The sequence below is a fragment of the Kribbella orskensis genome (genome assembly GCF_004342085.1).
In the GTDB taxonomy this organism is placed as follows: Bacteria; Actinomycetota; Actinomycetes; order Propionibacteriales; family Kribbellaceae; genus Kribbella; species Kribbella orskensis.
In genome coordinates this window covers 84565-109527 of sequence record NZ_SLWM01000001.1, presented here as the reverse complement: position 1 = coordinate 109527, position 24963 = coordinate 84565, and the positions used below count along the sequence as shown (strand labels likewise).

Below are 24963 nucleotides of genomic sequence, written 5' to 3'. Positions count from 1 at the left end.
CAAGCCCTGGCCCTCGCTCGCGACCTACGTTCGATTCATCTCGGCGCGGCCTGGACTCACCGATGATCCGGCCGCCCACTCACCGATCGAGGACAGAGGAAGAATCATGGATGCGTTCGGCAACACCACAGGGCAGACAGGCGACCCGGTCCCGGACCAGCTTCGCTCGCTCTTCAACAACCCAGACGACGTACGAGTGCAGGGCCTGCCCTGCGCGCTGCCTGGTCTGGACTCACTGGCTGTTCACTTCGGCGCCGGCGCCAGGACGGTGCCGCACCAGCATGTCGGCGGTCAGCACCTGGTTGTCGTCGAAGGCGTCGGCGTGGTCGCCGACGACGGCGGCGTACACGTAGTACGCACTGGCGACGTCATCAGCAACCCGCCAGGCGCGTGGCACTGGCACGGAGCCGTCCCGGGCGAAGGGATGACCCACGTGACGTTCGAGGCGGCCGGCGACTTCGATCTCGACGTCGAGCAGCGCGACTGGGACGACGCCTATCCATCCGGCCTCGGCGCGTAGACCGATCCGCGCACCTTCATTCCGCCCTGGCCGGCTGCTGTTCGACAAGAGTCGGCGGCCGGCTCGGGCGGGACTCCAGCACTGCTCGTCAACGCACCAGACAAGGAGAACTTCCGATGCCACACCCCAGCACTGAGGCCGCCGGACTCGCCCGGTTCCGCCGCTCCCTCGGCCGAACCGACTGGCGCAGCCTGGCCGGCATGTCCGCGTTCATCGTGGTCCTGCACGTACTGGGCTTCGGCATCCTGTTCGGCCTCGTCGTCCCGCGGCACTACCACATCGGCGGCGACCATCCTGTCTTCACCGTCGGAGTCGGCGTACTCGCCTACACCTTCGGGCTGCGGCACGCGTTCGACGCCGATCACATCGCCGCTGTCGACAACACCACACGCAAGCTCCTCGCGGATCAGGCCGCCGTCGCCCCGGGCACCCCCAAGCCACTGTCGGTCGGCTTCTGGTTCTCACTCGGCCATTCGACCATCGTCTTCGGTCTGGCGCTCCTGCTGTCGGCGGGCGTGAAAGCCCTGGCGGGGCCGGTCGAGGACGGTGACTCCGGCCTCCACTCGATCACCGGTGTTGTCGGCGCATCGGTCTCGGGAGCCTTCCTCTGGATACTCGGCATCCTCAATGCCGTCGTGCTGCTCGGCATCCTCCGCGTCTTTCGCGACATGCGCCGCGGCCGGTACGACGACCAGGAGCTCGAGGCTCACCTCGACAAGCGGGGGTTCATGAACCGAATCCTCGGCGGCCTGACTCGCTCCGTGCGCAAGCCGTGGCACATCTACCCGGTCGGGGTGCTGTTCGGACTCGGCTTCGACACCGCCACCGAGGTCGGTCTCCTGGTGCTCGCAGGCGGAGCCGCAGTCTTCAGCCTGCCCTTCTACTCGATCCTCGTGCTACCGATCCTTTTCGCCGCAGGCATGTGCCTGATGGACACTGTCGACGGGGTGTTCATGAACGCCGCTTACAGCTGGGCTTTCGCCCGCCCGGTCCGCAAGGTCTTCTACAACCTCACCATCACCACCATCTCGGTGACGGTTGCCCTCGTCATCGGCACGATCGAGCTGATCGGAGTCGTGGCCGACCAGGGCAACATCACCACCGGTCCCGTCGCCGCGGTCGCAGCCATCCCACTGGACTACGCCGGCTACGGCATCGTTGGCCTCTTCGTGACCGCGTGGATCCTCGCGCTCGCGATCTGGCACTTCGGCAACATCGAGGAGCGCTGGTCCCGAGAGCCGGGGACAATCAGCTCGATCCATCGAGACCACCTCGCAGGCTGAGCGGCGGGGTCGGTGGCGATGGACTGGTTGAAGTCGCTGCGTAGGTAGGCTCGTCGAGGGGCCGTCATGCCGGAAGTCCATTTCGCCAATCTGTTCTTCGTCACGCTGATCGCGTTGCTGGCACCACTGCTGCTCGGTCTTGCTCCGGTACTGCGGGTTCCGGCGGTGGTGCTGGAGATCGTGGCAGGCATCGTGGTCGGACCGTACGGACTCGGCCTGGTCGAGGTGGATCTCCCGGTGCAGATCGTCGCGCTGCTGGGACTGGGTTTCCAGCTCTTCCTTGCCGGGCTGGAGATCGACGTCCACCGCTTGCGAGGCCAGGTTCTGCGGCTGGCTGTGCTCGGCTACGTCGTCACGCTGGTGATCGGAGGCCTGGCGGGCTGGGGATTCTCGGCGGCCGGGTGGGTGCACGATCCCTTGCTGCTGGCGGTCACCCTCTCGGCGACGTCGCTCGGCCTGGTGGTTCTCGTGCTCAAGGATGCGGGCAGGGTGGAGGGCGAGGTCGGGCAGTCCACCATCGCGACGGCCTCGGTCGCGGACTTCGCCGCGGTACTGGTGCTTTCGCTGGTCTTCTCGACCGAGGGCGGTGGTACCGGCGAGCGGCTGGTGATGCTCGCCCTGTTCGCGTTGCTGGTCGCCGTCACCGGCATGGCGGTCTTGACGGCCGGACGTTCGCAGTGGATCGGGGCCACGCTGTTCCGGCTGCAGGACACGACCGCGCAGATCCGGGTCCGGGCGGCCGTGGTTCTGCTGGTCGCCTTCGTGGTCCTGGCCGAACAGTTCGGGCTGGAGACGATCCTCGGTGCGTTCCTGGCCGGCGCCATCGTCGGGCTGGTGGATCGGGACTCCAGCACGCATCCGCAGTTCCGGGTCAAGCTGGCCGCGATCGGCTACGGATTCCTGATCCCGGTCTTCTTCATCACCAGTGGTCTGCGGCTCGATCTCGGCGGTCTGCTGGACGATCCCGCCGCGCTCCTGCGCGTGCCGTTGTTCCTGCTGGCGTTGCTGGCTGCCCGCGGCGTACCGGCGCTGCTCTGGGTCCGGCGGCTCGGCGCGCGCCCGACCGCGGCGATGGCGTTGCTGCAGGCAACGTCCTTGCCGTTCATCGTCGCGGCGACCCAGATCGGCGTGGCGACCGGGCTGATGTCCTCGGTCACCTCCGCCGCTCTGGTCTGCGCCGGGCTGCTGTCCGTCCTGCTGTTCCCGGCGTTGGCTCTAGTTCTGCTGAAGCGTTCGGACGGAGGCCGGCAGTGATTGCCGGAGTTGGCGTCGGGTGGTGACGCCGACCTTGGAGAACACCTTGCGCAGGTGCCATTCGACGGTGCGTGGGCTGATGAACAGGGCGGCGCCGATCTCGGGGTTCGTGAGCCCTTCCGCGGCGAGCCGGGCAATGTGGGCCTCTTGGCTGGTGAGGTCCAGGGAGGTCTCCACGGTGCGATGGTGGACGACCTCTCCGGTCGCCGAGAGCTCCTTACGGGCGCGTTCGGCGAACCCGTCGACGCCCATCGCATGCAGGGTTTCGTAGGCGGTGCGTAGTTGTGCGCGGGCATCGGTACGGCGGTCTTCGCGGCGCAGCCATTCGCCGTAGCGGAGTCGTGCCCTGGCGTGTTCTACGCGGAGTGTGGTGTGCCCGAGTCTCTCGATCTCTTCGCGGTAGCAGGCCTCTGCGCCGTCCCCGGTGCGGAGCAGAGCGTTTCGCCCGGCAAGCACGCCCAGTGCCGCTTCGGTGCCACTGGCCTGCGCGAAGGAGGCGAGCTGCTCGAGCGCGCCGGCGGCCTCGTCCGTGTTCCCGCTGCGCACGCCTGCCTCGACCAGTTCGGCCAGGGCCCACTTGGGCGGTCCGAGCTCCAGGGGTGAGGCCGCCCCCGTTCTGGCGGCCACCAGCGCCTCGTCGTACCGGCCGAGGCTGTTGCACATGATCGCCTGGAACCAGCTGATCATGTTCAAGCCGACACCTTCACCGCGCGCGGTGATGTCGTCCAGCAGCCTCTTGAACTGGCCCTCGGCGAGTGAGGTACGCCCGCGCAGGGCGTTCAGGCTCACTTCGCCGTAGGGGATCATCGCGTTCTGGCCGCCGGTGGCCTCGGCGATCAATTCGCACTCCGCAACCATGGCCTCGGCCTCGGCCAGGTCGCCGCTGTACAGGTCGTAGATGATCCGGCTGTTGAGGGCCACGGGCAGCACACCGAGCGCGCCGATATCCCGGATCGCGTTCAGATGTCGCTTGGTGAGGATGCCCCAGTTGGCGTCGTCCCAAAGGTCTGTGGCCGCGCACGCCGCCAGCCACGCGAAGCGGACGGCCTCGTCGACCGTCAGGTCGTCGTGACCGAAGGCCCCGACGGTGTCGAGCAGACCGGGCGCCGCCGCGGCGTACCCGTCGGTGTACAGGACAGCGACCCCTTGGAGCAGCAGGTCGGACTTGCTTGGTGCTGCGGGCAGCTGCACCTGGCGCATCGCCTCGGCGACCTGTCGCATGCCGGTGTCGGTCCCGGAGGCGAGCCGGCCGGCGAACATGGCCGCCGCGAGAGCGTCGAGGTAGGTCTCCCGGGCGAGCTTCGGGTCGGTCGGCTCCAGTCGGCGGGCGGCGGCCAGGAGGAGTGGCAGGGCCGTGTTGCCATGCAGGGAGTATTGGGAGATCTGCGCATGCTGGAGCTGGACCCGCGCGCCTTCGGCCTCGTCGAGCGGTCCCGATTGAGCGACCGCCAGGAGCGCCATGGCATCGTCGAACGCGCCGGCGGTCGCCTTCGCCTGGGCGGCCGCCAGGGAGCGCTGTGCCCGCCGGGCCGGGTCCGGGGTCAGGGTCGCAGCCGCTTCCAGGAATGCGGCCGCGGCCGCGACTCCGCCGCGCCGTTGAGCGCGGTCAGCCGATTGCTCGAGCTCGGCGGCGACGGTTTCGTCGGGGCCGGCCGCCGCGCGGGCGCGATGCCAGGCCCGCCGGTCCGGGTCCTTGTCCGGGTTCATGACGTCCGCGAGGGCTTGGTGAGCGGTACGGCGCTCCTCCGCCGTGGCCGCGCGGTAGACGACCGATCGGACGAGTGGGTGCCGGAACTCGACCCGGTGGCCCAACTGGACCAGACCTGCCGTGTCGGCCGCCCCCGTCGCGTCGTACCCGAGACCGGTCCCCTGGGCGGCGCGTCGCAGCAGGTCGACATCACCGACGGGTTCGACGGCCGCGAGCAGGAGCAGTCGGCGGGACTGCTCAGGGAGGTCCTGCAGCTGGCGCAGGAACCCTTCCTCCAGGCGGCTGATGAGGGTGGTGTCGCTCGCCGGTCCGTGGCCGGGCTCGAACGCCAGTTCGGTCGAGGACAGCTGGCGAGGCAGCTCGAGCAGGGCCAGCGGATTGCCGTGGGCCTCCGCCAGGACGCGGCCCCGGACCCGGTCATCCAGTGGGCCTACGGCCGATTCCAGCAGCGCGGCCGCGTCACGGCCGGCGAGACCTTGTAGCTCCAGCTCGGGGAGTCCGGTCAGTCTTGGCTGATCCGAGGTGCGGACCGCGAAGGCCATCACCACCCGTTCGGCGCTGAGTCGGCGGGCGACGAACTCGAGCGTCTGCGCGGAGGCCTGGTCGAGCCACTGGGCGTCGTCGATGACACAGATCAGTGGCTGCCGCTCGGCGACGTCGGACAGGAGGGTCAGCACGGCCAGGCCGACCACGAAGCGGTCTGGTGGATTTCCCGGCTGCAGTCCGAACGTGGTGGCGAGCGCATCATGCTGTGGGGCCGGCAGCTCGTCCAGCCGGTTGAGGAATGGCGCGCAGAGCTGGTGCAGGCCCGCGAAGGCGAGCTCCATCTCCGACTCCACGCCGGCCGCACGGCTCACCCGGCAGTCCGCGGCATGCTGGAGCAGGAACCGGAGCAACGCGGTCTTCCCAATCCCGGCTTCGCCTCGCAGGACCAGCACCTGACTCCGGCCGGCTTGAGCATTCGTCACAAGGTCGCTCAGCACTTCGCACTCGCTGGCACGCCCTCGCAGACCTGGCCACTTCGCCATGGCACACCGTCCCGGACAGAACCGGCCCCGGGCAGGGGATGGTGAGGCCGGTTCTGTTCACCATTCCACCGGCACCGGGGTCCGGCAAGACACCGTCCGATCAGCGCGGGCGCTATCCGGCCTGCCGGTATGGGGCCAGGAAGGTGTCCAGTGCCTCGAGCATCTCCGCGGGGGCCTGTTCGGCGACCCAGTGGCCGACGCCGGGGATCACCAGCGTCTGTACGTCGGTCGCGGCGGGCTTGATTCCCCCTGCGGCGGCGGGACCCCAGCTGTTCTCCCCGCCGATTCCGAGAACCGGGATGGTCAGCTTCGTCTCCTGGCGCTTCCCGTTCTGCTCCAGGGTGGCGTCCCAGGCACGGTAGAGGCCGAAGCTGGCGCGCAGGGTGTTCCGGTTGCGGGTGTACAGGGCGACGTAGTAGTCGATGGCGTGGTCCGGCAGCGTCGGGCCGCCGGCCTGGATGGAGTACTCGTAGCGGTAGTAGGCGTCCGCGTTGCTCTTGACCATGTCCACGATCAGCTCGTCGTTGACCCGGTTGAACGGAATATGCCAGAGCTTGTTGTTGAGGAACTCAGGGAGGAAGAGGGGCGGGGGCGGGACCAGGGGGTCTACCACTCCTGGTGGTCCGGGGATCTCGGCGACAACCAGGCGGGCGACCCGGTCGCGGTGATCGGCTGCCAGCGCGTAACTGATGATGTACCCGGTGTCGTGGCCGACCAGGGCGAACCGCTGGTGGCCGAGCTCGGTCATCAGTGCGGCCAGGTCGTCGCCGAGGGTGCCCGCGTCGTACCCGTCACGGGTCTTCTCGGTCAGGCCGATACCGCGCTGGTCGACGGCGATGACGGTGAAGTCCCGAGCCAGGGCGGGCATCATGAGGCGCCAGGCGTACCAGTTCTCGGGCCAGCCGTGCACCAGCAGGAGCGGTGGACCGTCACCGCCGATCACCACGTGCTGACGGATGCCGTTGGCCTGGACGAACCGGCTCCTGAAGATCTTGGTGAAGCCGGCCGGGAGCCTCGGAGCGGTGGACACCGAGCCGAAGCCGTCCGGCACCGACCTCGAGGGCGAGGCGGCAGCCGAGGCAGGCGCCACCCACCCACCGAGCAGCGAGCCACCGGCGACAGCGGCGCCGGTGCCGACGAAGCCGCGGCGGGAGAACCGGCGCGTCGACGCTTCGGCGCCGCCGGCCTGGGTGGGCGACTCTGTGGGAGGGATGCTCATGGCGAAACTCCTTCGAAAAGGACAGAACCGCTCTGTTCTGTCGATGTCATCGAGCCTGGCCATTGCCGTGATCCCTTGCACCAGTGGATTTCCCTGGTCCCCTCCCTGGTCCACGGGTACGGCGTTCGCCTCGTGCCCGTCAGCTCGAACGGACCGGTCGGGCCATTGCCTGGCCGTAATCGGGATGGGAACGTTGGGACTTAATTGCTTGGAGGAGGACGTGTCGCCGCGACCGAACAGTCAATGGCCGGGGCTACGTGGCCGGCGCAGTGAGTGCGAGACGCTGTCCGGTCTGATCCAGGCCGCCCGATCAGGCCGCAGCGCGGTACTGGCTGTCCGGGGCGAACCAGGCATCGGAAAGACGGCCCTGCTCGAGTACCTGGCGGGCACTGCGTCGGGAAGCCGGATCCTGCGCGTGTCCGGCGTCGAGTCGCAGATGGAGCTCGCGTTCGCCGGTCTGCAGCAGTTGTGCGACCCCTTGCTGGGCGGGCTCGAGCGGCTGCCAACGCCCCAGGCGGACGCCCTCGGCACCGCCTTCGGGCTGCGGACCGGAACCCCGCCGGACCGTTTCCTGATCGGTCTCGCCGCGCTGAGCCTGCTCGCCGAGGGCGCCCGTGAGCAACCACTTCTCTGCCTGGTCGACGATGCGCAGTGGCTGGACCAGGCCTCCGCGCTGGTCCTCGCCTTCGTGGCCCGCCGGCTGGCAGCCGAATCCGTCGTCCTGGTCATCGCGGCCAGAACGAGCGTGGACCAGCAGAGATGGGCCGGCCTGCCGCAGCTGACGGTCCGTGGCCTGCCGGACACAGACGCCGAGACCCTGCTCGAGTCGGCCATGACGGGTCCGCTGGATGATCGGGTCCGGCACCGGATCCTGGCCGAGGCCCACGGGAACCCGCTGGCGCTCCTGGAACTGCCGCGGTGGCTGTCGGCGACGGAGCTGACCTTCGGTCCGCATACTGCTCAGCCGCGGACGCTGCTCAGCCGCATGGAGGAGGGCTTCCGACGTCAGCTGGAGCCGCTGCCGGAGCAGTCGCGCCGGCTGCTGCTCACCGCGGCGGCAGACCCCCTCGGTGACGTCGGTCTGCTGTGGCGCGCGGCCGAGCGAGCCGGGATCGGGGTGGAGGCCGCCGGCCCGGCGGAGAAGGCTGGACTGATCGAGTTGCGTGAGACGGTCCGGTTCCGGCACCCGTTGGTACGGTCTGTGGCTTACCGGTCCGCGGCCGCGCCGGAACGGCAGGCAGCGCACCGCGCGCTTGCGGAGGTCACGAATGCTGACCTGGACCCGGACCGACGTGCCTGGCATCGCGCTCATGCGGCGACAGGTCCTGATGAGGGCGTCGCCGCAGAGCTCGAGCACTCCGCCGGCCGTGCGCTGGCCCATGGCGGACTGGCCGCGGCGGCCGCGTTCCTGGAGCGCGCGGCCATGCTGACCCCGGACGCAGGCGACCGCGCCGAGCGTCAGCTCAACGCGGCCCAGGCGATGCTGCACGGGGGGACATTCGACGCCGCGGTGAACCTGCTGGCCGTAGCCGAACACGGACCGCTCAGTGCCCTGCAACGTGCTCGCATCGACGTGCTCCGCGCCCAGATCGGCTTCGCATCCCTGCGTGGGAACGAAGCTCTGCCGTTGCTCCTGGTCGCCGCTCGCCGGCTGGAACCTCTCGATGCCGAGCTCGCTCTCGACAGCTACGTGGACGCGCTGACTGCCGCCCTGTTCGCCGGGCGCCTGGCGTCCGGACCGGGGCCGGTGGAGGTGGCCCACGCGGCGCGCAACGCCCTGACGTCGGCGGCGCATCCGCGACGAGGAGACGTCCTGCTGCGGGGCGTAGCCATGTTGTTCGCCGACGGCTACCCCGTCGCGGCGCCGTTGCTCAGGCGGGCGACGCAGGCCTTCGACAGCGACGACCTGTCCCTGGAGGAGGGCGTGCGGTTCATGTGGCTGGCGGCCGTCATGGCTTCCGATCTGTGGGACGAGCGCGCCTGGGACCGGTTGACCCGCCGGCACCTGAAGATCGTCCGCGCCGCCGGTGCGCTCAGCGCCCTGCCGCTGGCCTTGAACACGCGCGTCTTCGTGGACCTGTTCGCCGGCGAGCTGGCCGCCGCTTCCGCTCTGGTCGAGGAGATCAATGCGGTCACCGAGGCGGCCGAGAGCAAGCTGACGCCGTACGCCGCCATCGGGCTGGCCGCCTTCCGTGGTCATGAGGAGCAGGCGATGCCGCTGATCACGGCCTCGAGGCACGATGTCGTCGCCCGCGGCGAAGGGATCGGTGTGTCTCTCACGAACTGGGCCCAAGCGCTGCTGTACAACGGACTCGGCCGCTACCCGGAGGCCTGCGCCGCCGGCCGCGAGGCCGCCGCCTTCCCGGCGGAGATCGGGGTGTCGAACTGGGGACTGGTCGAGCTGATCGAGGCGGCTGTGCGTGCTGGTGATCGTCCCACCGCAACCGCCGCGTTCGAGCAGGTCTCCGAGATGACGCAGGCCAGCGGTACCGCGTGGGCGCTCGGAGTGGCGGCGCGCTCCGAAGCGCAGCTGCACGAGGGCACCAAGGCCGAGGACCTCTACCGGGTGGCGATCGACCGCCTCGGCCGCACCGACGTGCGCACCGAGCTGGCCCGGGCGCGGCTGCTGTACGGCGAGTGGTTGCGGCGCGAAGGCCGACGCGTCGAGGCGCGGGAGCAGTTGCGGGCCGCCCATGGCGCGTTCACGGCGATGGGGATGGACGCGTTCGCCGAGCGGACCCGGCGGGAGCTCGCCGCCACTGGCGAGACGGTGCGCAAGCGGACGGTGGACACCCGTCAGGACCTCACCGCGCAGGAGTTGCATATCGCCCGGTTGGCAACCCAGGGCCTCACCAACCCCGAGATCGGTGCCGAGCTCTTCATCAGCCCCCGCACGGTGGAGTGGCACATGCGCAAGGTGTTCGCGAAACTCGGGGTCACCGCACGCAAACACCTGCGCGAGGCACTCGAGGCGACCAACGCCGTCTGAGCCGGCAATCGCTAGCCGGCGCCGGTCGGCGTGTCCGGAGCGGCGACGACGACGTGCTTGACCTCCGCCATGTACCGGTCGGCAGCCGAGGACGCCTCGTCCGCAGTACTCCCGTTCTCGCGTGCACGCATGTATGCCGCGTACCAGTCCCACCAGTCGTGTGGCGGGGCAGCCTCCTCGAACGCGCCGTGGCGCTCGGCGGTTTCATGCAGCAGCTCTGCCAGGGACGCCACATCGGTGTTACTCATCAGGGATCTCCAAGGGGTCGGCCAGTAGATTATGCGCCGCCCCGACCGCTCGCCGAGCCGCTGCTTGACCTCGAGGCAAGAGCACAGCGAACGCCGGGGCGAGTGCGGTCAGACTCGACCGGGAAGCCGCTCGGTGATCTCTTGCAGCAGCCAGCGGTTGCCCTCGGTGTCGTTGAAGGAGGCATAGGTGGCGTAGGACCGGCCCTGCGGGTCGTGGCCCGGAGCGCGTCCCTGGTCGCCGATCTGGAAGCCGCCGATCGGGCCGCCACGGGCGTCGTGGAACGCCTCGCTGACCTCGGCGCCTTGCGCGAGCAGGGCGTTGCGGGCCTCGTCGATGTTGTCGACCACCAGGATCAGCCCGTCCAAGGACCCAGGCTGCGCGGCGGTGACCTGGGTGCCGAAGATGATCGAGGCGTTCGAACCGGGCGGCGTGAGCTGCATCAGCCGGTAGCCGTCGTCGAGGTCGGCCTCGGCGTCGACCCGCCACCCCAGCCCTGTGTAGAACGCCTTGGCGCGGTCGAAGTCGGCGACCGGGATGACGACGACCTCGAGCCGGAACGGGACAGCCGTGGTGTCCGTTGCCGCGTTGCCTTCGGCGACTTGCGAACTGGTCATGAGTGAACTCCTTGGTCCGTCGATGGGGGTTGTCTGCAGTCTTCGCCCCCGGCGCCCTGGTCGCCCCTGGGTGATGCCCTGGTACAGACACTGGGCACGCGTCGGCACGTCGGTTCCAGGGCATCCAGGCCGGGCGGGACCGACGCCCGCCGTACCGATGTCATCGGTGGCACGTGGCCGGACCAGGGATTCCCCAGGGTGCGAACGTCGCTCCAGCGAGCGACGGTGAACGGGCCACACCCAGCCATGACAGCAAGGAGATGACCATGCGAGTCTTCGTCGCAGGGGGAACCGGGGTCGTGGGCCGGCCGCTCGTCGATGCGCTGGTAGACCGGGGCCACGAGGTCACGGCCAGCACCAGCCAGCCGGACAACCTCCGCGTTGTGGAGGCACTCGGGGCGCGGCCGGTCGTGATGAACGGCTTCGACAACACCGCGGTGCGTCTGGTGATCCTCGACGCGGGACCGGAGGTGGTCGTCAACCTGATGACTGCGCTCTCCGTGCCGTCCCGTGACTACGGTAGGTGGCTGGCAGCGACCAACCGGCTGCGGAGCGAGGGAACGCAGACAGTGATGAGCGCGGCTCGCGAAGCCGGCAGCCGTCGGGTCGTCGCACAGAGCGCCAGTTTCATGACCCAGCCCGGATCCGGTCCTACGGACGAGTCGTCGCCCTTGTACCTCGAAGGTCCGGGGCCGATCGGAAGCCACATCCAGGCGAACGCCGCGGCCGAAGCACTCGTGCTGGGCACACCGGGAATCGAAGGCGTCGTCCTTCGCTACGGGTTCCTGTACGGCGCGGGCACCGCGATCGGGCCGGGTGGGGAACAGGCGGTAAAGGTCCAGATGGGTGACCTGCCGATCGTCGGCGCCGGTGCCGGCCGGTACCCGTTCGTGTACGTAAGCGACGCAGTGTCGGCCACTGTGCAGGCGGTCGACCGCGGCAGCCCCGGCGTCTACAACGTCGTGGACGACGAGCCTGCCGCTCAGGCCGAGTGGGTGCCGTACCTGGCCGGAATCCTCGACGCACCTCTACCCTGGTGCGTCTCTGTGGAGGAGGCCGAGAAGACGCTCGGCGTCCAAACCGTGTACTACGGCGACCAGCTCCCCGCGGCCACCAACGCCAAGGCCAAGTCGGAGCTGGGCTGGACCCTCGAGTACCCGTCCTGGCGAGAGGGATTCCGACAGGTGTTCCGCTGACAGACCACAGAGCAAGGAATCAGCTACAGGTCCCTTCGTAGGAAGGAGATTGCTGTCAGCGCCCAGATCATCGCCACCCACAGAGCGGCCCAGGCGAGGTAGGCGCCCGCAAGAGGGGCGTCGCTCAGGAAGGGGAAGCCTTGCATCTCGGAGCCGAACTGGGCCAGGGCGACCGGGTCCTGCAAGGCGTGCATCGCCCCGCGCCACAAGCCGTCGGTGGGTAGGAGGATGCGTGAGACGGTGCCGACCCGTGCGATGCCGTCGTTGCCGAGGGCCGCGCCGACGCCTCCGACCACACCGGCCACCCAGGTGGCACCGAACAGGCCGACCGTGACCACGCCCGACGCCATCGGCGAGACCACCGTCGACAGCAGTACCGCGAGCGTGAGCAGCACGATCGTCTCGCCGGCGAGCAAGGCGAGCGCGGCCGCGGGATGTGGCGGCCAGTAGTCCACGGTCCACCGGACGACGAGGCACTGGGCCAGCCCGGCGAGTACGACGAAACCGCTGCCGAAGGCAACCAGTCCCAGCCACTTGCCGAGCAGGAACGCGGAACGGCGGATCGGCCGGGCCAGCACGGCCAGTGCGATCCCCGACTCCGTCTCGCCGGACAACGTCGGCCCGGCCAGGAACGCCGTACCGAGGGCTGCGATCAGGCTGAAGCCGAACATCACCAGGTTGAGGACCTGGGAGGCAGCCAGTCGGGCCTCGCCACTGGTGAGTGAGCCCTGGGTGGACTCGGCGGCCAGGCGCGAGAATCCCCACGCGCTCAGCCCGAGCAGCAGAAGGGTCAGCACCGCGAGCGCCAGCAGGACCCGCCGGCGGGATGCCTCGCGCAGAGTGAGTCCGGCGACGATCACCACGGTCCTCATCGGTCGTCTCCTTGATCCGCGCGGAGGATGCCGAGCAGGCGTTCCTCCAAGCTGATGCGGGCAGGCTCGACGGCGTGTACTTCGGTGCCCTGGGCAACGAGGTCGCGCACCAGAGCGGGAATGACCGTTGCGTCGTCCTCGGCCGGCAGCAGCACGGTGAACATGTCGCCGGCCCGCTCGACCTCGCCGGTGGCAGCGAGCCGGGCCTCGGCCGTCGGTGTGACGCCGGTCAGGTGGAGCTTGACCTCGCGTTGACCGAGCAGCTCGGCGAGGCTGCCCGATGCCGCGACCCGTCCCCGGTCGAGGATGACCACTCGATCGCAGACCCGCTCGACCTCGCCGATCAGGTGCGAGTTGAGCAGTACGGCGACGCCGCGGGACTTCAGGTCCAGCACGATGTCGCGGACGTCCGCCCGGCCGAGCGGATCCAGAGCGCTGGTCGGCTCGTCCAGGATCACGAGCTCGGGCTTGGCCACCAGGGCGACCGCCAGTCCGAGGCGCTGCTGCATTCCCTTCGAGAAGCCACCCACGCGATCACAGGCCCGTTCGGCCAGGCCGACGAGCGCCAGACAGTCGCGCTGCTGCTGCGTGGGTACGCCACTGCCCGCCAGCCGGGCGTGCAGGGCGAGTACTTCGGACGCGCTCAACCACGGCTGGTACCGGAAAAGTTCGGGGAGATAGCCGACACGGGCCCGGGCGGCTGGATCCGTCGCGGGGCGGCCGAGCAGCATGACCTCTCCCGCATCGGGGCGGGTCAGGCCGAGGAGCATCTTGATCACCGTGGTCTTCCCGGCGCCGTTCGGGCCGAGCAGGCCGACCACTTCGCCGCGGCCGACCTCCAGTGACACGTCCTGAACGGCCGGCCGTCGGCCGTAGCGCTTGCGCAGGCCGGAGCACCAGACGGCGGCCGACGGCGGCAGACCCGCTACCAGCTCCGCAGCCGCCCGACGCGCGGCGTCGTGACCGATGGAGGGGGTCCCGGTGTCGACCGGGTTGGGATCCAGGGTCACCGCAGCTCCCGGGCGATGGGCAGGAGCTCGTCGGAGTCGAGCGACCCGGCCACGGCAGTCACGATGCCGTCCTTCACCCAGACGACGGCGGCCATCGTCTGGTCGCGCGCGGTCAGCACAGTCGCCGGGTTCCCGTTCACCGTGGCCGACGACGTGGTCACCTGGTCGGCTGGAACGGGCAGTGGCAGGGTCGAGCCGTCACCCGCGAAAGTCCTGAGCTGAGCCGCGACCTTCTCGGGTACGCCGGGAAGCGATAGAAGGTAGTCGCGGGCGGTGGCGAACGGCACCCCGGACGACGATGCCGACGGAGCGACGGCACGACCGACGATGAGGGCCGGCGCGCCGGCGTCCGACGACCAGACCTGCACGACCCCCGGACCGGCGGAGAGCCGCAGTTGACCACCGTCGAGCCCCGGCGGCGGAGGCGGCAGCGTCTTCCCCGCCTTCTCGGCAGCCTGCCCGGCCCGATCGGCCGAGAAGGTGAAGGTCACGTCTAGCTTGCCCGCAACCTGGTACTCGGACTCGCCGCTGACCCCGCGCGGCAGGGTCTTCACCTTCGGCACGTCAAGCCCGGTCTGTACTGCGGCCGCCGCCGCGTTGGGGACTCGCCTCAGACCGCCGTTACCGGTCACCTTGACCTCGCCGTACGCGTGCAGGTCCGGCAGCCCGACCAAGTCGCCGGCGCTGAAGCTCACCGGAGCGATCGCTTTGGTCTGGAAGATCGGCAACCAGTCGTTCGCGGCCGCAGTACCGGCGGCGGTGAGGGTGACCGCGACGGCGAGGGCCGCGACAAGAGGGCGGCGCCACAGTGCGAGGGACCGGTGGTGCACCCGTGCCGTGGTTGCCGCGTCACCCGATGCGCCATTGTCGCGTGCCGCGGCCAACCTGCCGAGGCACTGCTTGCAGCCGGTCACGTGCTCGCGGTCGGAGTCGGCGACCCCGGCCGGCTCGTCGACCAGCCGGCGAAGCACACCTTCACTCGGATGACGCATGAATCCTCAACTCCTGTCGCGCGACGACCTCGTGGACCGGGCACGCCCCCGCCGAGCGACCCCAGCAACGCCAATGTATCGAAGATCACTCATAACCAATCGAATGTCAATCGATAACCATCGACTTGCTCGAACTCCTCGAGGTGGCTCGGCGGCTCGGACCTGACGGCGGCTGCGAACACCGTGACCAGGGTCACGCGGTGAGCTGGATTGCATGGCGCTACTCAGGCGTTCTGGATTGCATCGAGCAACCCAGGGGGCCGGACCGTGCGGACCCCGGAACGGATCACCGCATGACCATCGCCGAACTGCCCGCCATCGCGACGCGTCGGGCGCCCCGCACTCTGAGCCGCCGAGCCAGCTTCTGGACAGCGGCCGCCGTCGCCGGCCTGAGCCTCTGGACGAGTGCGGCCCCGACCACCACCTACCCGCTGTACGCCCGGACCTGGCATCTGACGCCGACCGCGACGACCGCGATCTTCGCTGTCTACCCCATCGTCCTGGTGGTGTTCCTGCTGGTCTTCGGTCAGCTGTCCGACTACATCGGCCGCCGCGCGACGATGCTGTACGGCGTGGGCGCCCTGCTGGCCGGCGTCCTTCTGTTCGCGCTCGCGCCCTCGGTGGGCTGGGTGTACGCCGGGCGCGCGCTGATGGGAGCGGGCGTCGGTCTGGCGCTCACCCCGGCGACGGCCGCGGCGGTCGAGTTCAGCGCTCGCGGCAAGGTGGCGCGGGCCTCCTCCATCACCACCGCCGCGACGGCGGCCGGTCTGGCGCTGGCGACGATCGTCGGCGGTGGCCTGATCGAGTACGCGCCGGCGCCGCAGCACCTGGACTTCTGGGTCCTGCTGGGCGTGATCGCGGCCGTGGTCCCGTTCGTCTGGATGATGCCGCGACACACCAAGGACGAGTCGCAGGGCCCGTGGCGGCCGCGCCAGATCAGGGTCGCGAAGGGCATCCGTCTCCTGTACGCCGCGTCCGCGCTCGCGGTGACCACGTCGTACGCGTTCGGCTCGGTTTTCCTGGCGCTCGGCGCCCAGCTCGGGCGTGATCTGATCGGGTCGACGAACATCTTCGTGATCGGTCTGGTGCTGGCGATCCTCTCGGCGGTGGGTGGCTTGACCGCGATCGCCACCCGGAGCGTGCCGCCAGGCCGCCAGGTCCAGATCGGCACCGGCACAGTGCTGGCGGCTCTCGCACTGCTGGAGGTGTCGGCCGCGGCCCACTCCCTGCCGCTGTTCATCGTCACCAGCCTGCTCGGCGGCGTCAGCTACGGTCTGCTCTTCTCCGGCGGGCTCGGACTCATCGCGACCCACGCCCCGGCTCACCATCGCGGTGGCACCGTCGCCGCTGTCTACCTGGTGGCGTACGTCGGCCAAGGCGCGGTTGCGCTCACGCTCGGACTCATCGCCACGGCGTCCGGCCTGAGCACCGCGTTGCTGCTGGGTGTGCTGGCGATCGGCGTACTCGCGCTCCTCACCTTCGCGGTGGCGCGGCTCCTCGCGGTACGGGGCGGCGGTAGCGTTGTGGAGGAGGTTCGATGAGCCCTGAGATGAGCCCTGAGTCGAGCACTGCGACTGACACCCTGCCGACCTGCTCGATCGCCCGCGCGCTCGACCTGGTGGGCGATCGGTGGGCGCTGCTGATCCTGCGCGAGGCGCACCGCGGCTTCACCCGGTTCGCCGACTTCCGCGAAGTGCTCGGTATCGCACCGAACATCCTCGCGAACCGGCTGGCCGCGCTGGTCGAGGCCGGGGTGCTGGAGAAGCGCGAGTACCGGGCGGAGGGTGAGCGCACCCGGTCGTCGTACCACCTCACGCCGGCCGGCGTGGACCTGAAGATCGTGCTCGCGGCCCTGCAGCAATGGGGTGATGTGCACGTGCCGCGCGCCGACGGCCCGACAGTACTGCGGCGCAACACCCGCACCGGCGGACTCGCCACCGTCGGCTTCCTCGACGAGAACGGCGAGCCGGTACCGGCCGAGGACGTCACGTTCGAACCCGTCCCCGGCGGCCCTGCCGACCGCCGCATCTGGCGCTGACGCAGGCCCCAGTTTGGAGCGGGTTACGGGCAGCCCCACCACCTCAGCGATGCGGCTGCTGATCCGCGCTGGCCCGCATCCTCTGCCGCGAGCCTCGGCAGTTCGGGGCGGGTCAGGCCGGGTCGACGGTGCGGGTGACGACCCAGCGGTGCGGGGAGATCGGGCGTGTGCGGGTGAAGCCGTGGTTCTCGAAGGCGGCCATCGGGCCGGTGTGCAGGAATGAACCCGAGACGGTTCGGTCGTCGGTCTCCTCGGGATAGCCCTCGACCGTGCCGCCGCCGAGGCGGGCTATCTCGACCAGCGCCCCGCCGAGCGCGGCGTCCGCGACCCCGCGGCGGCGCAGACCTTTGCCGGTGAAGAAACACGTGATGCGCCAGTCCGGCAGAACCGTGAGGCCTTTCTCGTACAGGCGCCGGCTCTTGACCTCCGGCAACTCCTCGGGGGACCCGAACTGGCACCAGCCCAGGCAGTCGTCGCCGGCCAGCACCAGCGCGGCGTGGGTGCGGCCCTCGGCGACGCGCTGCTCCTTTTCGGCCCGGTTGTCCGCAGCGGTGCGCCCCTTGCCCAGCTTGACGTGGAAGCCCATGCACCAGCAGCCGCCCCACACACCGCTGTTCGCCTCGACCAACCGCGCGAACGCAGGCCACGTGTCCACGTCCAGGGCCCGAACGACGAGCGGTTCGGTCATCTTCTCTGACGTTTTCGAGACGCTCACGAACACCTCCTGAGCACGCCTGCGGGACTCTCGGGTTCGACAGTGGAGATCATGCCACGACGGACTCTCCAGCAGCCTCGATCATCGGCGGATGAAGACGTGCAGGAGGAACTGCTCGTCGACGTGTTCGATCAGCTGGTGCAGCTCTGGCCGGTCGCGGAGTGCCTGGTGCGCGGCTGCGGCGTTCCGGGGGCGTGCCGCCACGGAATGGCCGGATCGTCGGTGCCCATCCAGTGCCACATCCAGACCGGATAGGACCAGCGGTGCGCCTGCACAGGAGCGGCGGCCAACCCGGCGCGCCCTACGGCGGCATGGTCCGGATGCGGATCGCCGGGCCACGGCAGGATCACGCAGTCGGCGTCTGCCAGCAGTACTTCGAGCCGCTCGACCAGCTCGGCTTCGTACTCCGCGATGCCCGAGTCAGGCAGCCCAGGGAGGACAGCGTCCGAATCGAGGCCCAAGGCAACTATCGCGGCGGTGAGTTCCTCCCGGCGATTGGCGGCCAGGACCACCACCCTCTGCAGACCGGTGGGCTCAAACGTCGGAAGGTCGCGCGTCCAGGAACGTCCGCAAGTCCAGTTCATCCGTTACCGGGCGGGCCATGCGTCGTCCTTTCCTTCGCTGATCAGTAGGCCATCGCGGCAAGGTCCTCACGTGTTCAACCTCTTCCAGGCCGTGGGATCTCCAGGCCGCCCCGGTACCCGAGCCCGAAGTGCCCAACCCGGTCGAGCCGTAGGCTGGCCTAGACTGGGTCAGAGCCGGATGGCAGGAGTGAAACGGTGAGCCAGAGCGGGGACGACCCAGCGGAGCTGCCGGGTGAGATTGTGCTGTCCACCGCCGGGGAGACCGTGACGGTGACTGTGGCGGGGACCATCGACGTCCGGCTGGTGCTGGCCCTGCGCAAGGTGCTCCACGAGGCGAGCAGTTTGGCCCCGGACACGCTGCGACTGCATCTGCTGATCTCCGTCGACGGCGCAGAACTGCTCGCGCGGGTCGTTCGCGAGACCCAAGGCCGCTTCCAGGCCAGTTGGCGCCGCTTCCTGGTCGCGGCATCCGATCCCGCTGTCGTCAGACTGCTGGCAGGCGCGAGGGTCGAGGCGGTTTTCCAGCCGGGACTGTCTGCCGGCTAGCGACGCTGAGGGACCTGCACAGAACCCGGCGTGATTCTACCCGTGTAGTTCTCGAATCCCCGGCCATCCGGAGTAACAATGGTTCCGTGGTCGACTGCGCGTGAGTAGAGCCAACTCCCCCCCAAGGCTCCCCGCGCGGCCGGCCACCCCGCGGTTCGGTCGACCGACAGCTGCTGGTTGACGCGTCGCCGTGATCGTTGTCGTCGGCATTCCTAGACTGCTGGGCATGCAGGTATCAGCAAGTACGACGACGGGCGCATCGTGGTCGACGAGTACCAGCGGACCGGTGTCGAGGGTGTCTTCGCGCTGGGCGACATCTGGGCGCCGTACCAGCTGAAGCATGTCGCGAACCGTCAGGCCGAGGTGGTGGCGCACAACCTGCGCCATCCCGACGACCTGATCGCGACGGACCTCGACGTCGTACCGGCGGCGGTCTTCACCAACCCGCAGATCGCGACCGTCGGCGCGACCGAGCAGGATTGTCGCGAGGCCGGCGATGACTACGTCGTCGGCACCGCCCGGTACGCCGATGTCGCGTACGGGTGGGCGATGGAGGACCGCACCGGGTGCTGCAAGGTCCCGGAATCGACGCGCAGACGCTGGCCGAGCGGTCTTACTGGATCCACCCCGCCCTCGACCACTGAGCCCGCCCAGCCCTCAGCCCGCGATCAGGTAGCCCAACGTAGGCCCGTGGCGAGCTGATCGGTGGACCGGTACCCACCCGATCCTGACTGACACGGAACTTGTGCAGCGGGCGAAACTCCTTGCAGTGCTGGGCTTTCGGCTGTTCGTGCCGGCGAAGAAGAGTTTCCGTGTGGCCGGTTTCGGGATGGGTACCGGCAGCTCAGTTCGGCAGTGGTACGGAAGTGTGCCATCCGCGACATCAGGTTGCGAGGTAAGAGCGGTTGCGCTCTTTCCCTGACGAACTTCCTCTCATCGACTCCGCGAGCAGCGGCAACGTTCGCGAGCAGATCGCGAACCCTCGTCACCCGGGCTTCGGCACGCATGATCGACGGCTGCCGGGTCCCGTCCATCCTCCTGGAAGGAAACCGTCAGATGACATCCACGACGAATCACTGGGACGCCGACAGTCCACCCGAACCGCAGCACAGCGCTGGGAACGGTGTGACCGGTACGGCCCGGGAAGAAGCCGGGCAGCTGAAGGAGACGTCCGCCGACGCGGCTCGTCAGGTCGCCGGAACCGTGAAGGAGAAGGCCTCCGACGTGACGTCGGATGTTCGCCAGCAGACCGGGCGACTGGCGGGCCAGACACGCGACCAGTTGGTGGATCAGGCGAGCCAGCAGAAGGAGCGGGCCACCAAGAGCCTGCGCTCGGTGGGCGACGAGTTGCGGGTGATGGCGGAGCACGGTGACTCCGGGCTGGGCGCCCAGTTGGCGCAGCACGGTGCGAAGTTCACCGACCAGGCCGCCGACTTCCTGCAGCAGCGCGAGCCGGGAGACCTGCTGGACGAGGTTCGCGGCTATGCACGGCGCAAGCCGGGCACGTTCCTGCTGGTTGCAGTGGCCGCGGGCGTTGTGGCCGGCCGCCTCACGCGCGCACTGGCTGCAGGCGCCACCGACGCGCCGAGCGGTACCACGAACGGACGTAGTACGGGCGGTGAGTCGGTCGCCTATCCGGTCTCCGACGAATACCTCGTCCCGCCGCCGTCAACGGACGCGGGCTCAGCCGGGCTGACGGGTGACGCATGGTCCGACGTACGGCCCGGTGCTACACCCAGGTCAGCGCCGCCGGTGGCTCCGACCACGGCGCCGCCGCCGATGCCGACGCCGATGACGCCCGATCCCAACCCGGGAACTCCGGTGACGCCAGAGTTCGGGCCCGGATCGGAGCGCTGAGATGACGATCGACGGATCGCTGCCCGGTAGCAGACCGGACCAGCTGTCGATGGACGAGTCGGTCGGTCAACTGGTCTCCCAGCTGACCACCGACCTGGGGCAGCTGACCCGCCAGGAGCTGGCCTTGGCGAAGGCCGAGCTCCAGGCGGAGGCGAAGAAGGCCGGCAAGGGCGCGGGCATGCTCGGCGGCGCCACCCTCGCCGGCTGGATGGTGGCTCTGTTCCTCTCGTTCACGGTGATGTGGGCGCTGGACGAAGCCATGGACCTCATCTGGGCAGCGCTCATCGTCGCCGCCCTCTGGGCGGTTGTCGCGGCCGTGCTCGCGACGAAGGGGCGCAAGGAGCTCCAGGACGTCAACCCCAAACCCGACCAGACGGTCGAATCCCTCAAGGAGGACGCGAAATGGCTGACCCGGAAGAGCTGAAGCGGGACATCGAAGAGACCAGGCGCAACGTCGGCCGTGACGTGGATGCCCTGACGGAGAAGGTCAGCCCGAGCCGCGTCGTCGGCCGGCGGGTCGACCGGGCCCGAGGCGGTGTCCATCGGCTGAAGGACCGCGTGATGGGTTCCGCGGAGTCGGCGGGTGGATCGGTCGGCGACACGGCAGGTTCGGCCATGTCGTCGGTGCAGGACACCGCGGGCTCTGCGATGTCGTCAGTGCAGGATGCGGGCAGCAAGGTCGGCGACGCCGTCGGTTCAGCACCTGACCTGGCCCGCGCCCGAACCCGCGGTACGCCGCTCGCAGCCGGGCTGATCGCCTTTGCCGCGGGCTGGATCGCGGCTGCCGCGCTTCCCGCGTCGACACGGGAGCGTGACCTCGCGCAGGGGACGAAGGACAAGGCGATGGATGCCGCCGGCCCGGTGAAGGAGCAGGCGACACAGGTGATGCAGGAGGTCAAGGACAACCTGCAGGAGCCGGCGCAGGAAGCCGTCGAGCACGTCAAGCAGTCGGCCTCCCAGGCGGTCACCGAGGTGGGCGACGAAGGCCGGTCGGCGGCGCACCAGGTCGCCGATGAGACCAAGAGCTCGGCGGACAACGTCCGGCAGGCGGGTTCCTCCAGCTGATGAGTTGGGAGCTGCGGCACGCGGCGCCGGGAGTGGATGCCGAGAAGCCGACGGAGATTCCCGCGTCGGGCTGGTGGCAGGTCATCAGGCGGGCCTGGTCGGAGGCTAAGACCGACCAGGTCCCGCTCCAGGCCGCCGGCGTCGCGTTCTTCGGCCAACGAAATGCCGTGAAGGCCGACTCCGTCCCCGACTGAGCAGACCGGACGCGCTCTCCAGCGAGCCGTCAGTTTCATCGCGTGTCCTCGTTTTAGTGAGCTGTCTGCGGACGACAGAAAGGTCACGTCCGGCGGGAGTAGGATCCGGGGCTATGGCTCGTGGAGGGGAGCTCCCGGGTGGTGAAGGCGGCACACCGCGATGGGAACCTGCGGTGAGATTGTTCGGTCGCGACACCGAACTCGGGCAGCTTGATGCGTTCATCGCAACCGCGGCCATCAGTGGCGGGGGCTTGCTCCTGACCGGAGCTGCGGGCGTTGGCAAGTCCGTGCTCCTTGATGCCACCGCGGCGCGAGCGACGGCCAAGGGAGCCCGGGTGTTACGGGCCGCCGGTGTCGAGTTCGAAGCGGAGATGAGTTTCGCGGGGCTCCACCAGGTGGTCCATCCACTCGGCAAGGAGCTCCGTCGGCTGAGCGACAGCTACCGCCGGGCGTTGGAGGTCACGGCGGGGCTCCACGAGGGGACCCCGGCAGACCAGTTGACGGTTTCGAACGCGATGCTCGCCCTGCTGACGGAAGCAGCGGCGGACAGGCCTCTGTTGGTGATCGTCGACGACATGCCGTGGCTGGATCGCATGAGCGCGGTGGTTCTCGGGTTCGTCGCGCGCCGCCTGACCGGCAGCCAGGCAGGGTTCCTGGCCGCTTTCCGGTCTGACGAGGTCAGCTTCTTCGAGCGCGGCGGCCTGCCGGAGCTCGAGGTGCTGCCGCTGTCTGACGACGCTGCCGCCGCGCTGGTGGAAGACCGGTTCCCCACTCTGTCACCGCGGATCCGGCAGCGGCTCCTCGCAGATGCGCAGGGCAATCCGCTGGCACTGCTCGAGCTGCCAATAGCTCTGAGCGGCCACCGGCCTGCCGGAGTTCCGGCTTCACTGACACGCCCTCCACTCAGTCGGCGCCTGCAGTCCCTCTTCGCGTCGCGGATCAGCAATCTGCCGGACGCGACGCGCGGCCAACTGCTGCTGGCTGCCTTGGAGGGTTCCGGTGATCTACGCATCGTGCGAGACGCCGCAGCCGCGGAGTTGGGAGCACAGGCGCTGGACGCGGCCGAGAGGGCGCGACTGATCCACATCGACACCGGAGCGGGTCGAGTGGCCTTCCGCCACCCGCTGACCCGCGCTGCGGTCGTCGAGCTGTCGACCAGTGAGCAACGCCGCCAAGCCCATCGGGCTCTGGCCGGGCAGTTCGGGATCGACTCCGAGCGGCACGCGTGGCATCTGTCGCAAGCCGCGATCGACGCGGACGAAGACGTCGCCGTCCTCCTCGAAAGAGCGGCCGCCAAGGTGCGGCGGCGGGGCGATCCCGTCGGCGCCATCGAGCTGTTGCTCCGTGCCGCTGATCTGAGCCCTGAGGACACTGATCGGAAACGGCGAACGGTGATGGCTGCCTACATCGGCGTCGACATCACCGGCGATCTCCGCGAAGCACCGCAGTTGCTGGATGTTCTCGGGCCGGCAGCGGATGAACAACCCTCACTGGCCCTCGCAGTCGCAGCTGCCGCGTACCTGCTCAATATCGACGGCGCCGTCGATGCAGCCCACCGGCTGCTTGTGACCGCGATCGAGATGTCGCCCGATCCCGGCGACGCGAATGAAGAGATCATGGTCGAGGCGCTGTGGGTCCTGCAGGCGGTGGTCGCGTTCGGCTCACGCGCGGAACTCGTCGAGTCGTTCCGGACCGTAGTGGCACGGATGAGGCCGGGACCGCCGGAACTCATCGATCTTCTGGGCAGCACCTTCGTGGAGCCCGCGCGGCTGGCGTTGCCGGCGCTCGGCCGGCTCGACGACGCGGTCGCCGGGTTGACCGAGCAGTCCGATCCCGCGCGCACCATTCGCGTCGGGGTCGCCGCGCTGTACGTCGATCGGCTGCCGGACTGTCGAGCCGCCTTGTGGCGGGCTGTCGAGCACGGCCGGGTTGGTGGCGCGGTCACCTCGGCGATCGAGGCGCTGCTCCTCCTCGGGTGCGACGGCCTGCTCTCCGGAGGCTGGGACGAGGCTTCTCGACTGGCTGACGAGGCCCTCGTCCTGTGTGAGGAGCACAACTATCAGTTGCTGGCCTACCTGCTGCGCTTCCAGCACGCATTCGTTGCTGCCGCACGCGGCAACGAGACCAGCGTGAGCGCTCTGACCGACGAGATGATCCAGTGGGCAGCGCCGCGCGGGTTCGGATTCGTCCTCAACTATGCGTCCCACGCCAAAGCGTTGGCTGCCTTCGCCGAAGCCGATTACGAGGCCGCGTACCAGCAGGTGACTGCGATAAGCCCGGCGGGCACTCTGGAACCTCACTCGGCCCACGCGCTGTGGGTCATCTTCGACCTCGTCGAGGCCGCCGTCCGTACCGGCCGTCGTACTGAGGCCGCCGCGCACGTGGCCGCGGTCCAGGCCGCCGGTATCGGTGGAGTCTCGACGCGACTTGCCCTCGTCGTGGCTGCGGCGGCCGCGCTGGTCGCCACCGAGCCGGAGGATCGCAGGTTGTTCGAGGCAGCGTTGGCCGTCCCTGGTGGCGAGCGATGGCCGTTCGAGTTCGGGCGTGTTCACCTTGCCTACGGCGAGCGCCTCCGCCGAGCCAAAGATCGTCAGGCGCGCTATCACCTCACCTCCGCCCTCGACATCTTCCAGCGCCTGGGCGCCGAGCCTTGGGCGAAGCGAGCCCGCGGCGAACTGCGCGCCACCGGCCTCCCCGCCACGCACGCCGAGGCCGTCGGAGGGCTCGCCGGCCTCACGCCACAGCAGCGCGAGATCGCCCTGCTCGCCGCGGCCGGACTCACCAACAAGCAGATCGGCGACCGGCTCTTCCTGTCACCGCGGACCGTCGGAACTCATCTCTACCAGCTGTTCCCGAAGCTCGGCGTCACGTCCCGCGCCGCCCTCCGGGACGCTCTGGCAGAACCTCCGGCTGACCAGGCGACCCCGCGCAGCTGACTCCTACGGTCTGTGGTCGCGGGCTGCGTCTGGGTAACTCAGTCAAATGACGTAAGCGCTGGTCGACATCGCGAACCTACCTTCGAGCCATCGA

23 protein-coding genes are annotated in these 24963 nt (G+C 69.4%); 14 read left to right on the top strand and 9 right to left on the bottom strand.

Annotated elements, in window-relative coordinates:
- Positions 1-106 precede the first annotated feature (106 nt).
- The 3 genes from EV644_RS00570 to EV644_RS00560 all read left to right on the top strand — a co-directional run bounded on the left by EV644_RS00570 (position 107) and on the right by EV644_RS00560 (position 3057).
- The gene (locus EV644_RS00570) at positions 107-520 is read left to right on the top strand and encodes a cupin domain-containing protein (protein ID WP_132187485.1); all 414 of its coding nucleotides are present in this window, start codon (positions 107-109) and stop codon (positions 518-520) included.
- A gap of 116 nt (positions 521-636) precedes the next feature.
- On the top strand, positions 637-1803 hold the full coding sequence (gene nicT, locus EV644_RS00565) for a Nickel transporter NicT (RefSeq protein WP_132187486.1): 1167 nt from the start codon (positions 637-639) through the stop codon (positions 1801-1803).
- 66 nt (positions 1804-1869) lie between these two features.
- A complete protein-coding gene (locus tag EV644_RS00560; protein ID WP_132187487.1) occupies positions 1870-3057 on the top strand; it encodes a cation:proton antiporter in 1188 nt (395 codons plus the stop codon).
- On the opposite strand, the gene EV644_RS00555 is transcribed toward EV644_RS00560, so the two are convergent.
- Together EV644_RS00555 and EV644_RS00550 are read right to left on the bottom strand one after the other, a co-directional pair.
- Positions 3019-5793 (bottom strand): helix-turn-helix transcriptional regulator, encoded by a 2775-nt coding sequence (locus EV644_RS00555; protein ID WP_132187488.1) that lies wholly within the window; start codon positions 5791-5793, stop codon positions 3019-3021. The genes EV644_RS00560 and EV644_RS00555 overlap by 39 nt on opposite strands.
- Positions 5794-5905: 112 nt before the next feature.
- On the bottom strand, positions 5906-7012 hold the full coding sequence (locus tag EV644_RS00550; RefSeq protein ID WP_132187489.1) for an alpha/beta fold hydrolase: 1107 nt from the start codon (positions 7010-7012) through the stop codon (positions 5906-5908).
- Positions 7013-7232: 220 nt separating this feature from the next.
- Between EV644_RS00550 and EV644_RS00545 the strand changes: the two genes are divergently transcribed.
- On the top strand, positions 7233-10001 hold the full coding sequence (locus tag EV644_RS00545) for a helix-turn-helix transcriptional regulator (protein ID WP_199239580.1): 2769 nt from the start codon (positions 7233-7235) through the stop codon (positions 9999-10001).
- A gap of 11 nt (positions 10002-10012) precedes the next feature.
- On the opposite strand, the gene EV644_RS45075 is transcribed toward EV644_RS00545, so the two are convergent.
- Together EV644_RS45075 and EV644_RS45070 are read right to left on the bottom strand one after the other, a co-directional pair.
- Positions 10013-10249, bottom strand: coding sequence for a hypothetical protein (locus EV644_RS45075; RefSeq protein WP_199239579.1), 237 nt, complete (start codon positions 10247-10249; stop codon positions 10013-10015).
- A 108-nt stretch (positions 10250-10357) separates the two neighbouring features.
- The gene (locus EV644_RS45070; protein ID WP_199239578.1) at positions 10358-10864 is read right to left on the bottom strand and encodes a VOC family protein; all 507 of its coding nucleotides are present in this window, start codon (positions 10862-10864) and stop codon (positions 10358-10360) included.
- A gap of 266 nt (positions 10865-11130) precedes the next feature.
- Between EV644_RS45070 and EV644_RS00535 the strand changes: the two genes are divergently transcribed.
- The gene (locus EV644_RS00535) at positions 11131-12060 is read left to right on the top strand and encodes an NAD-dependent epimerase/dehydratase family protein (protein WP_158292699.1); all 930 of its coding nucleotides are present in this window, start codon (positions 11131-11133) and stop codon (positions 12058-12060) included.
- A 23-nt stretch (positions 12061-12083) separates the two neighbouring features.
- Here the strand turns inward: EV644_RS00535 and EV644_RS00530 are convergent, their stop codons facing one another.
- Genes EV644_RS00530 through EV644_RS00520 form a run of 3 tightly spaced genes read right to left on the bottom strand, consistent with a single transcriptional unit; the run spans position 12084 to position 14934 of the window.
- On the bottom strand, positions 12084-12932 hold the full coding sequence (locus EV644_RS00530; protein WP_132187492.1) for an ABC transporter permease subunit: 849 nt from the start codon (positions 12930-12932) through the stop codon (positions 12084-12086).
- On the bottom strand, positions 12929-13942 hold the full coding sequence (locus tag EV644_RS00525) for an ABC transporter ATP-binding protein (RefSeq protein ID WP_241997877.1): 1014 nt from the start codon (positions 13940-13942) through the stop codon (positions 12929-12931). Before EV644_RS00525 ends, EV644_RS00530 begins: the two co-directional genes overlap by 4 nt.
- Positions 13939-14934 carry a hypothetical protein gene (locus tag EV644_RS00520; RefSeq protein WP_132187493.1) on the bottom strand — a complete coding sequence of 332 codons (996 nt, stop codon included), beginning with the start codon at positions 14932-14934 and terminating at the stop codon, positions 13939-13941. Before EV644_RS00520 ends, EV644_RS00525 begins: the two co-directional genes overlap by 4 nt.
- A 293-nt stretch (positions 14935-15227) precedes the next feature.
- Here EV644_RS00520 and EV644_RS00515 point away from each other — a divergent pair, with 293 nt between their 5' ends.
- Together EV644_RS00515 and EV644_RS00510 are read left to right on the top strand one after the other, a co-directional pair.
- Positions 15228-16475: an MFS transporter gene (locus EV644_RS00515; RefSeq protein ID WP_132187494.1), complete on the top strand. Its 1248-nt coding sequence runs from the start codon at positions 15228-15230 to the stop codon at positions 16473-16475.
- Positions 16472-16972 (top strand): winged helix-turn-helix transcriptional regulator, encoded by a 501-nt coding sequence (locus EV644_RS00510; RefSeq protein ID WP_199239577.1) that lies wholly within the window; start codon positions 16472-16474, stop codon positions 16970-16972. The genes EV644_RS00515 and EV644_RS00510 overlap by 4 nt, the downstream gene beginning before the upstream one ends.
- Before the next feature lie 112 nt (positions 16973-17084).
- On the opposite strand, the gene EV644_RS00505 is transcribed toward EV644_RS00510, so the two are convergent.
- On the bottom strand, positions 17085-17687 hold the full coding sequence (locus tag EV644_RS00505; RefSeq protein WP_241997879.1) for a GNAT family N-acetyltransferase: 603 nt from the start codon (positions 17685-17687) through the stop codon (positions 17085-17087).
- Positions 17688-17818: 131 nt separating this feature from the next.
- Entirely contained in the window at positions 17819-18202 is a 384-nt protein-coding gene (locus EV644_RS00500) for a PIG-L deacetylase family protein (protein WP_199239576.1), read from the bottom strand.
- Between the two features lie 264 nt (positions 18203-18466).
- Here EV644_RS00500 and EV644_RS00495 point away from each other — a divergent pair, with 264 nt between their 5' ends.
- The 7 genes from EV644_RS00495 (at position 18467) to EV644_RS00465 (ending at position 24869) form a co-directional block, all read left to right on the top strand.
- Positions 18467-18817: a hypothetical protein gene (locus EV644_RS00495; protein ID WP_132187496.1), complete on the top strand. Its 351-nt coding sequence runs from the start codon at positions 18467-18469 to the stop codon at positions 18815-18817.
- A 234-nt stretch (positions 18818-19051) separates the two neighbouring features.
- Positions 19052-19519, top strand: a complete 468-nt coding sequence (locus tag EV644_RS00490) for an oxidoreductase dimerization domain-containing protein (RefSeq protein WP_370451403.1) — start codon at positions 19052-19054, stop codon at positions 19517-19519.
- 354 nt (positions 19520-19873) lie between these two features.
- On the top strand, positions 19874-20674 hold the full coding sequence (locus EV644_RS00485; RefSeq protein ID WP_132187497.1) for a hypothetical protein: 801 nt from the start codon (positions 19874-19876) through the stop codon (positions 20672-20674).
- Position 20675: 1 nt separating this feature from the next.
- A complete protein-coding gene (locus tag EV644_RS00480) occupies positions 20676-21098 on the top strand; it encodes a phage holin family protein (protein ID WP_132187498.1) in 423 nt (140 codons plus the stop codon).
- On the top strand, positions 21077-21739 hold the full coding sequence (locus EV644_RS00475) for a DUF3618 domain-containing protein (RefSeq protein WP_132187499.1): 663 nt from the start codon (positions 21077-21079) through the stop codon (positions 21737-21739). Before EV644_RS00480 ends, EV644_RS00475 begins: the two co-directional genes overlap by 22 nt.
- Complete coding sequence (locus EV644_RS00470) at positions 21739-21933, top strand: hypothetical protein (protein WP_132187500.1); 195 nt, start codon at positions 21739-21741, stop codon at positions 21931-21933. Before EV644_RS00475 ends, EV644_RS00470 begins: the two co-directional genes overlap by 1 nt.
- Positions 21934-22106: 173 nt before the next feature.
- The gene (locus EV644_RS00465) at positions 22107-24869 is read left to right on the top strand and encodes a helix-turn-helix transcriptional regulator (RefSeq protein WP_199239575.1); all 2763 of its coding nucleotides are present in this window, start codon (positions 22107-22109) and stop codon (positions 24867-24869) included.
- Positions 24870-24963 lie beyond the last annotated feature (94 nt).

Bases quoted from the DNA above. Each gene is read 5' to 3' on its own strand.
- EV644_RS00555 (WP_132187488.1), bottom strand. From the start codon at position 5,793: ATGGCGAAGTGGCCAGGTCTGCGAGGGCGTGCCAGCGAGTGCGAAGTG.
- EV644_RS00530 (WP_132187492.1), bottom strand. From the start codon at position 12,932: ATGAGGACCGTGGTGATCGTCGCCGGACTCACTCTGCGCGAGGCATCC.
- EV644_RS00535 (WP_158292699.1), top strand. From the start codon at position 11,131: ATGCGAGTCTTCGTCGCAGGGGGAACCGGGGTCGTGGGCCGGCCGCTC.
- EV644_RS00520 (WP_132187493.1), bottom strand. From the start codon at position 14,934: ATGCGTCATCCGAGTGAAGGTGTGCTTCGCCGGCTGGTCGACGAGCCG.
- EV644_RS00560 (WP_132187487.1), top strand. From the start codon at position 1,870: ATGCCGGAAGTCCATTTCGCCAATCTGTTCTTCGTCACGCTGATCGCG.
- EV644_RS00475 (WP_132187499.1), top strand. From the start codon at position 21,077: ATGGCTGACCCGGAAGAGCTGAAGCGGGACATCGAAGAGACCAGGCGC.
- EV644_RS00480 (WP_132187498.1), top strand. From the start codon at position 20,676: ATGACGATCGACGGATCGCTGCCCGGTAGCAGACCGGACCAGCTGTCG.
- EV644_RS45070 (WP_199239578.1), bottom strand. From the start codon at position 10,864: ATGACCAGTTCGCAAGTCGCCGAAGGCAACGCGGCAACGGACACCACG.
- EV644_RS00510 (WP_199239577.1), top strand. From the start codon at position 16,472: ATGAGCCCTGAGATGAGCCCTGAGTCGAGCACTGCGACTGACACCCTG.
- nicT (WP_132187486.1), top strand. From the start codon at position 637: ATGCCACACCCCAGCACTGAGGCCGCCGGACTCGCCCGGTTCCGCCGC.
- EV644_RS00470 (WP_132187500.1), top strand. From the start codon at position 21,739: ATGAGTTGGGAGCTGCGGCACGCGGCGCCGGGAGTGGATGCCGAGAAG.
- EV644_RS00550 (WP_132187489.1), bottom strand. From the start codon at position 7,012: ATGAGCATCCCTCCCACAGAGTCGCCCACCCAGGCCGGCGGCGCCGAA.
- EV644_RS45075 (WP_199239579.1), bottom strand. From the start codon at position 10,249: ATGAGTAACACCGATGTGGCGTCCCTGGCAGAGCTGCTGCATGAAACC.
- EV644_RS00485 (WP_132187497.1), top strand. From the start codon at position 19,874: ATGACATCCACGACGAATCACTGGGACGCCGACAGTCCACCCGAACCG.
- EV644_RS00570 (WP_132187485.1), top strand. From the start codon at position 107: ATGGATGCGTTCGGCAACACCACAGGGCAGACAGGCGACCCGGTCCCG.
- EV644_RS00515 (WP_132187494.1), top strand. From the start codon at position 15,228: ATGACCATCGCCGAACTGCCCGCCATCGCGACGCGTCGGGCGCCCCGC.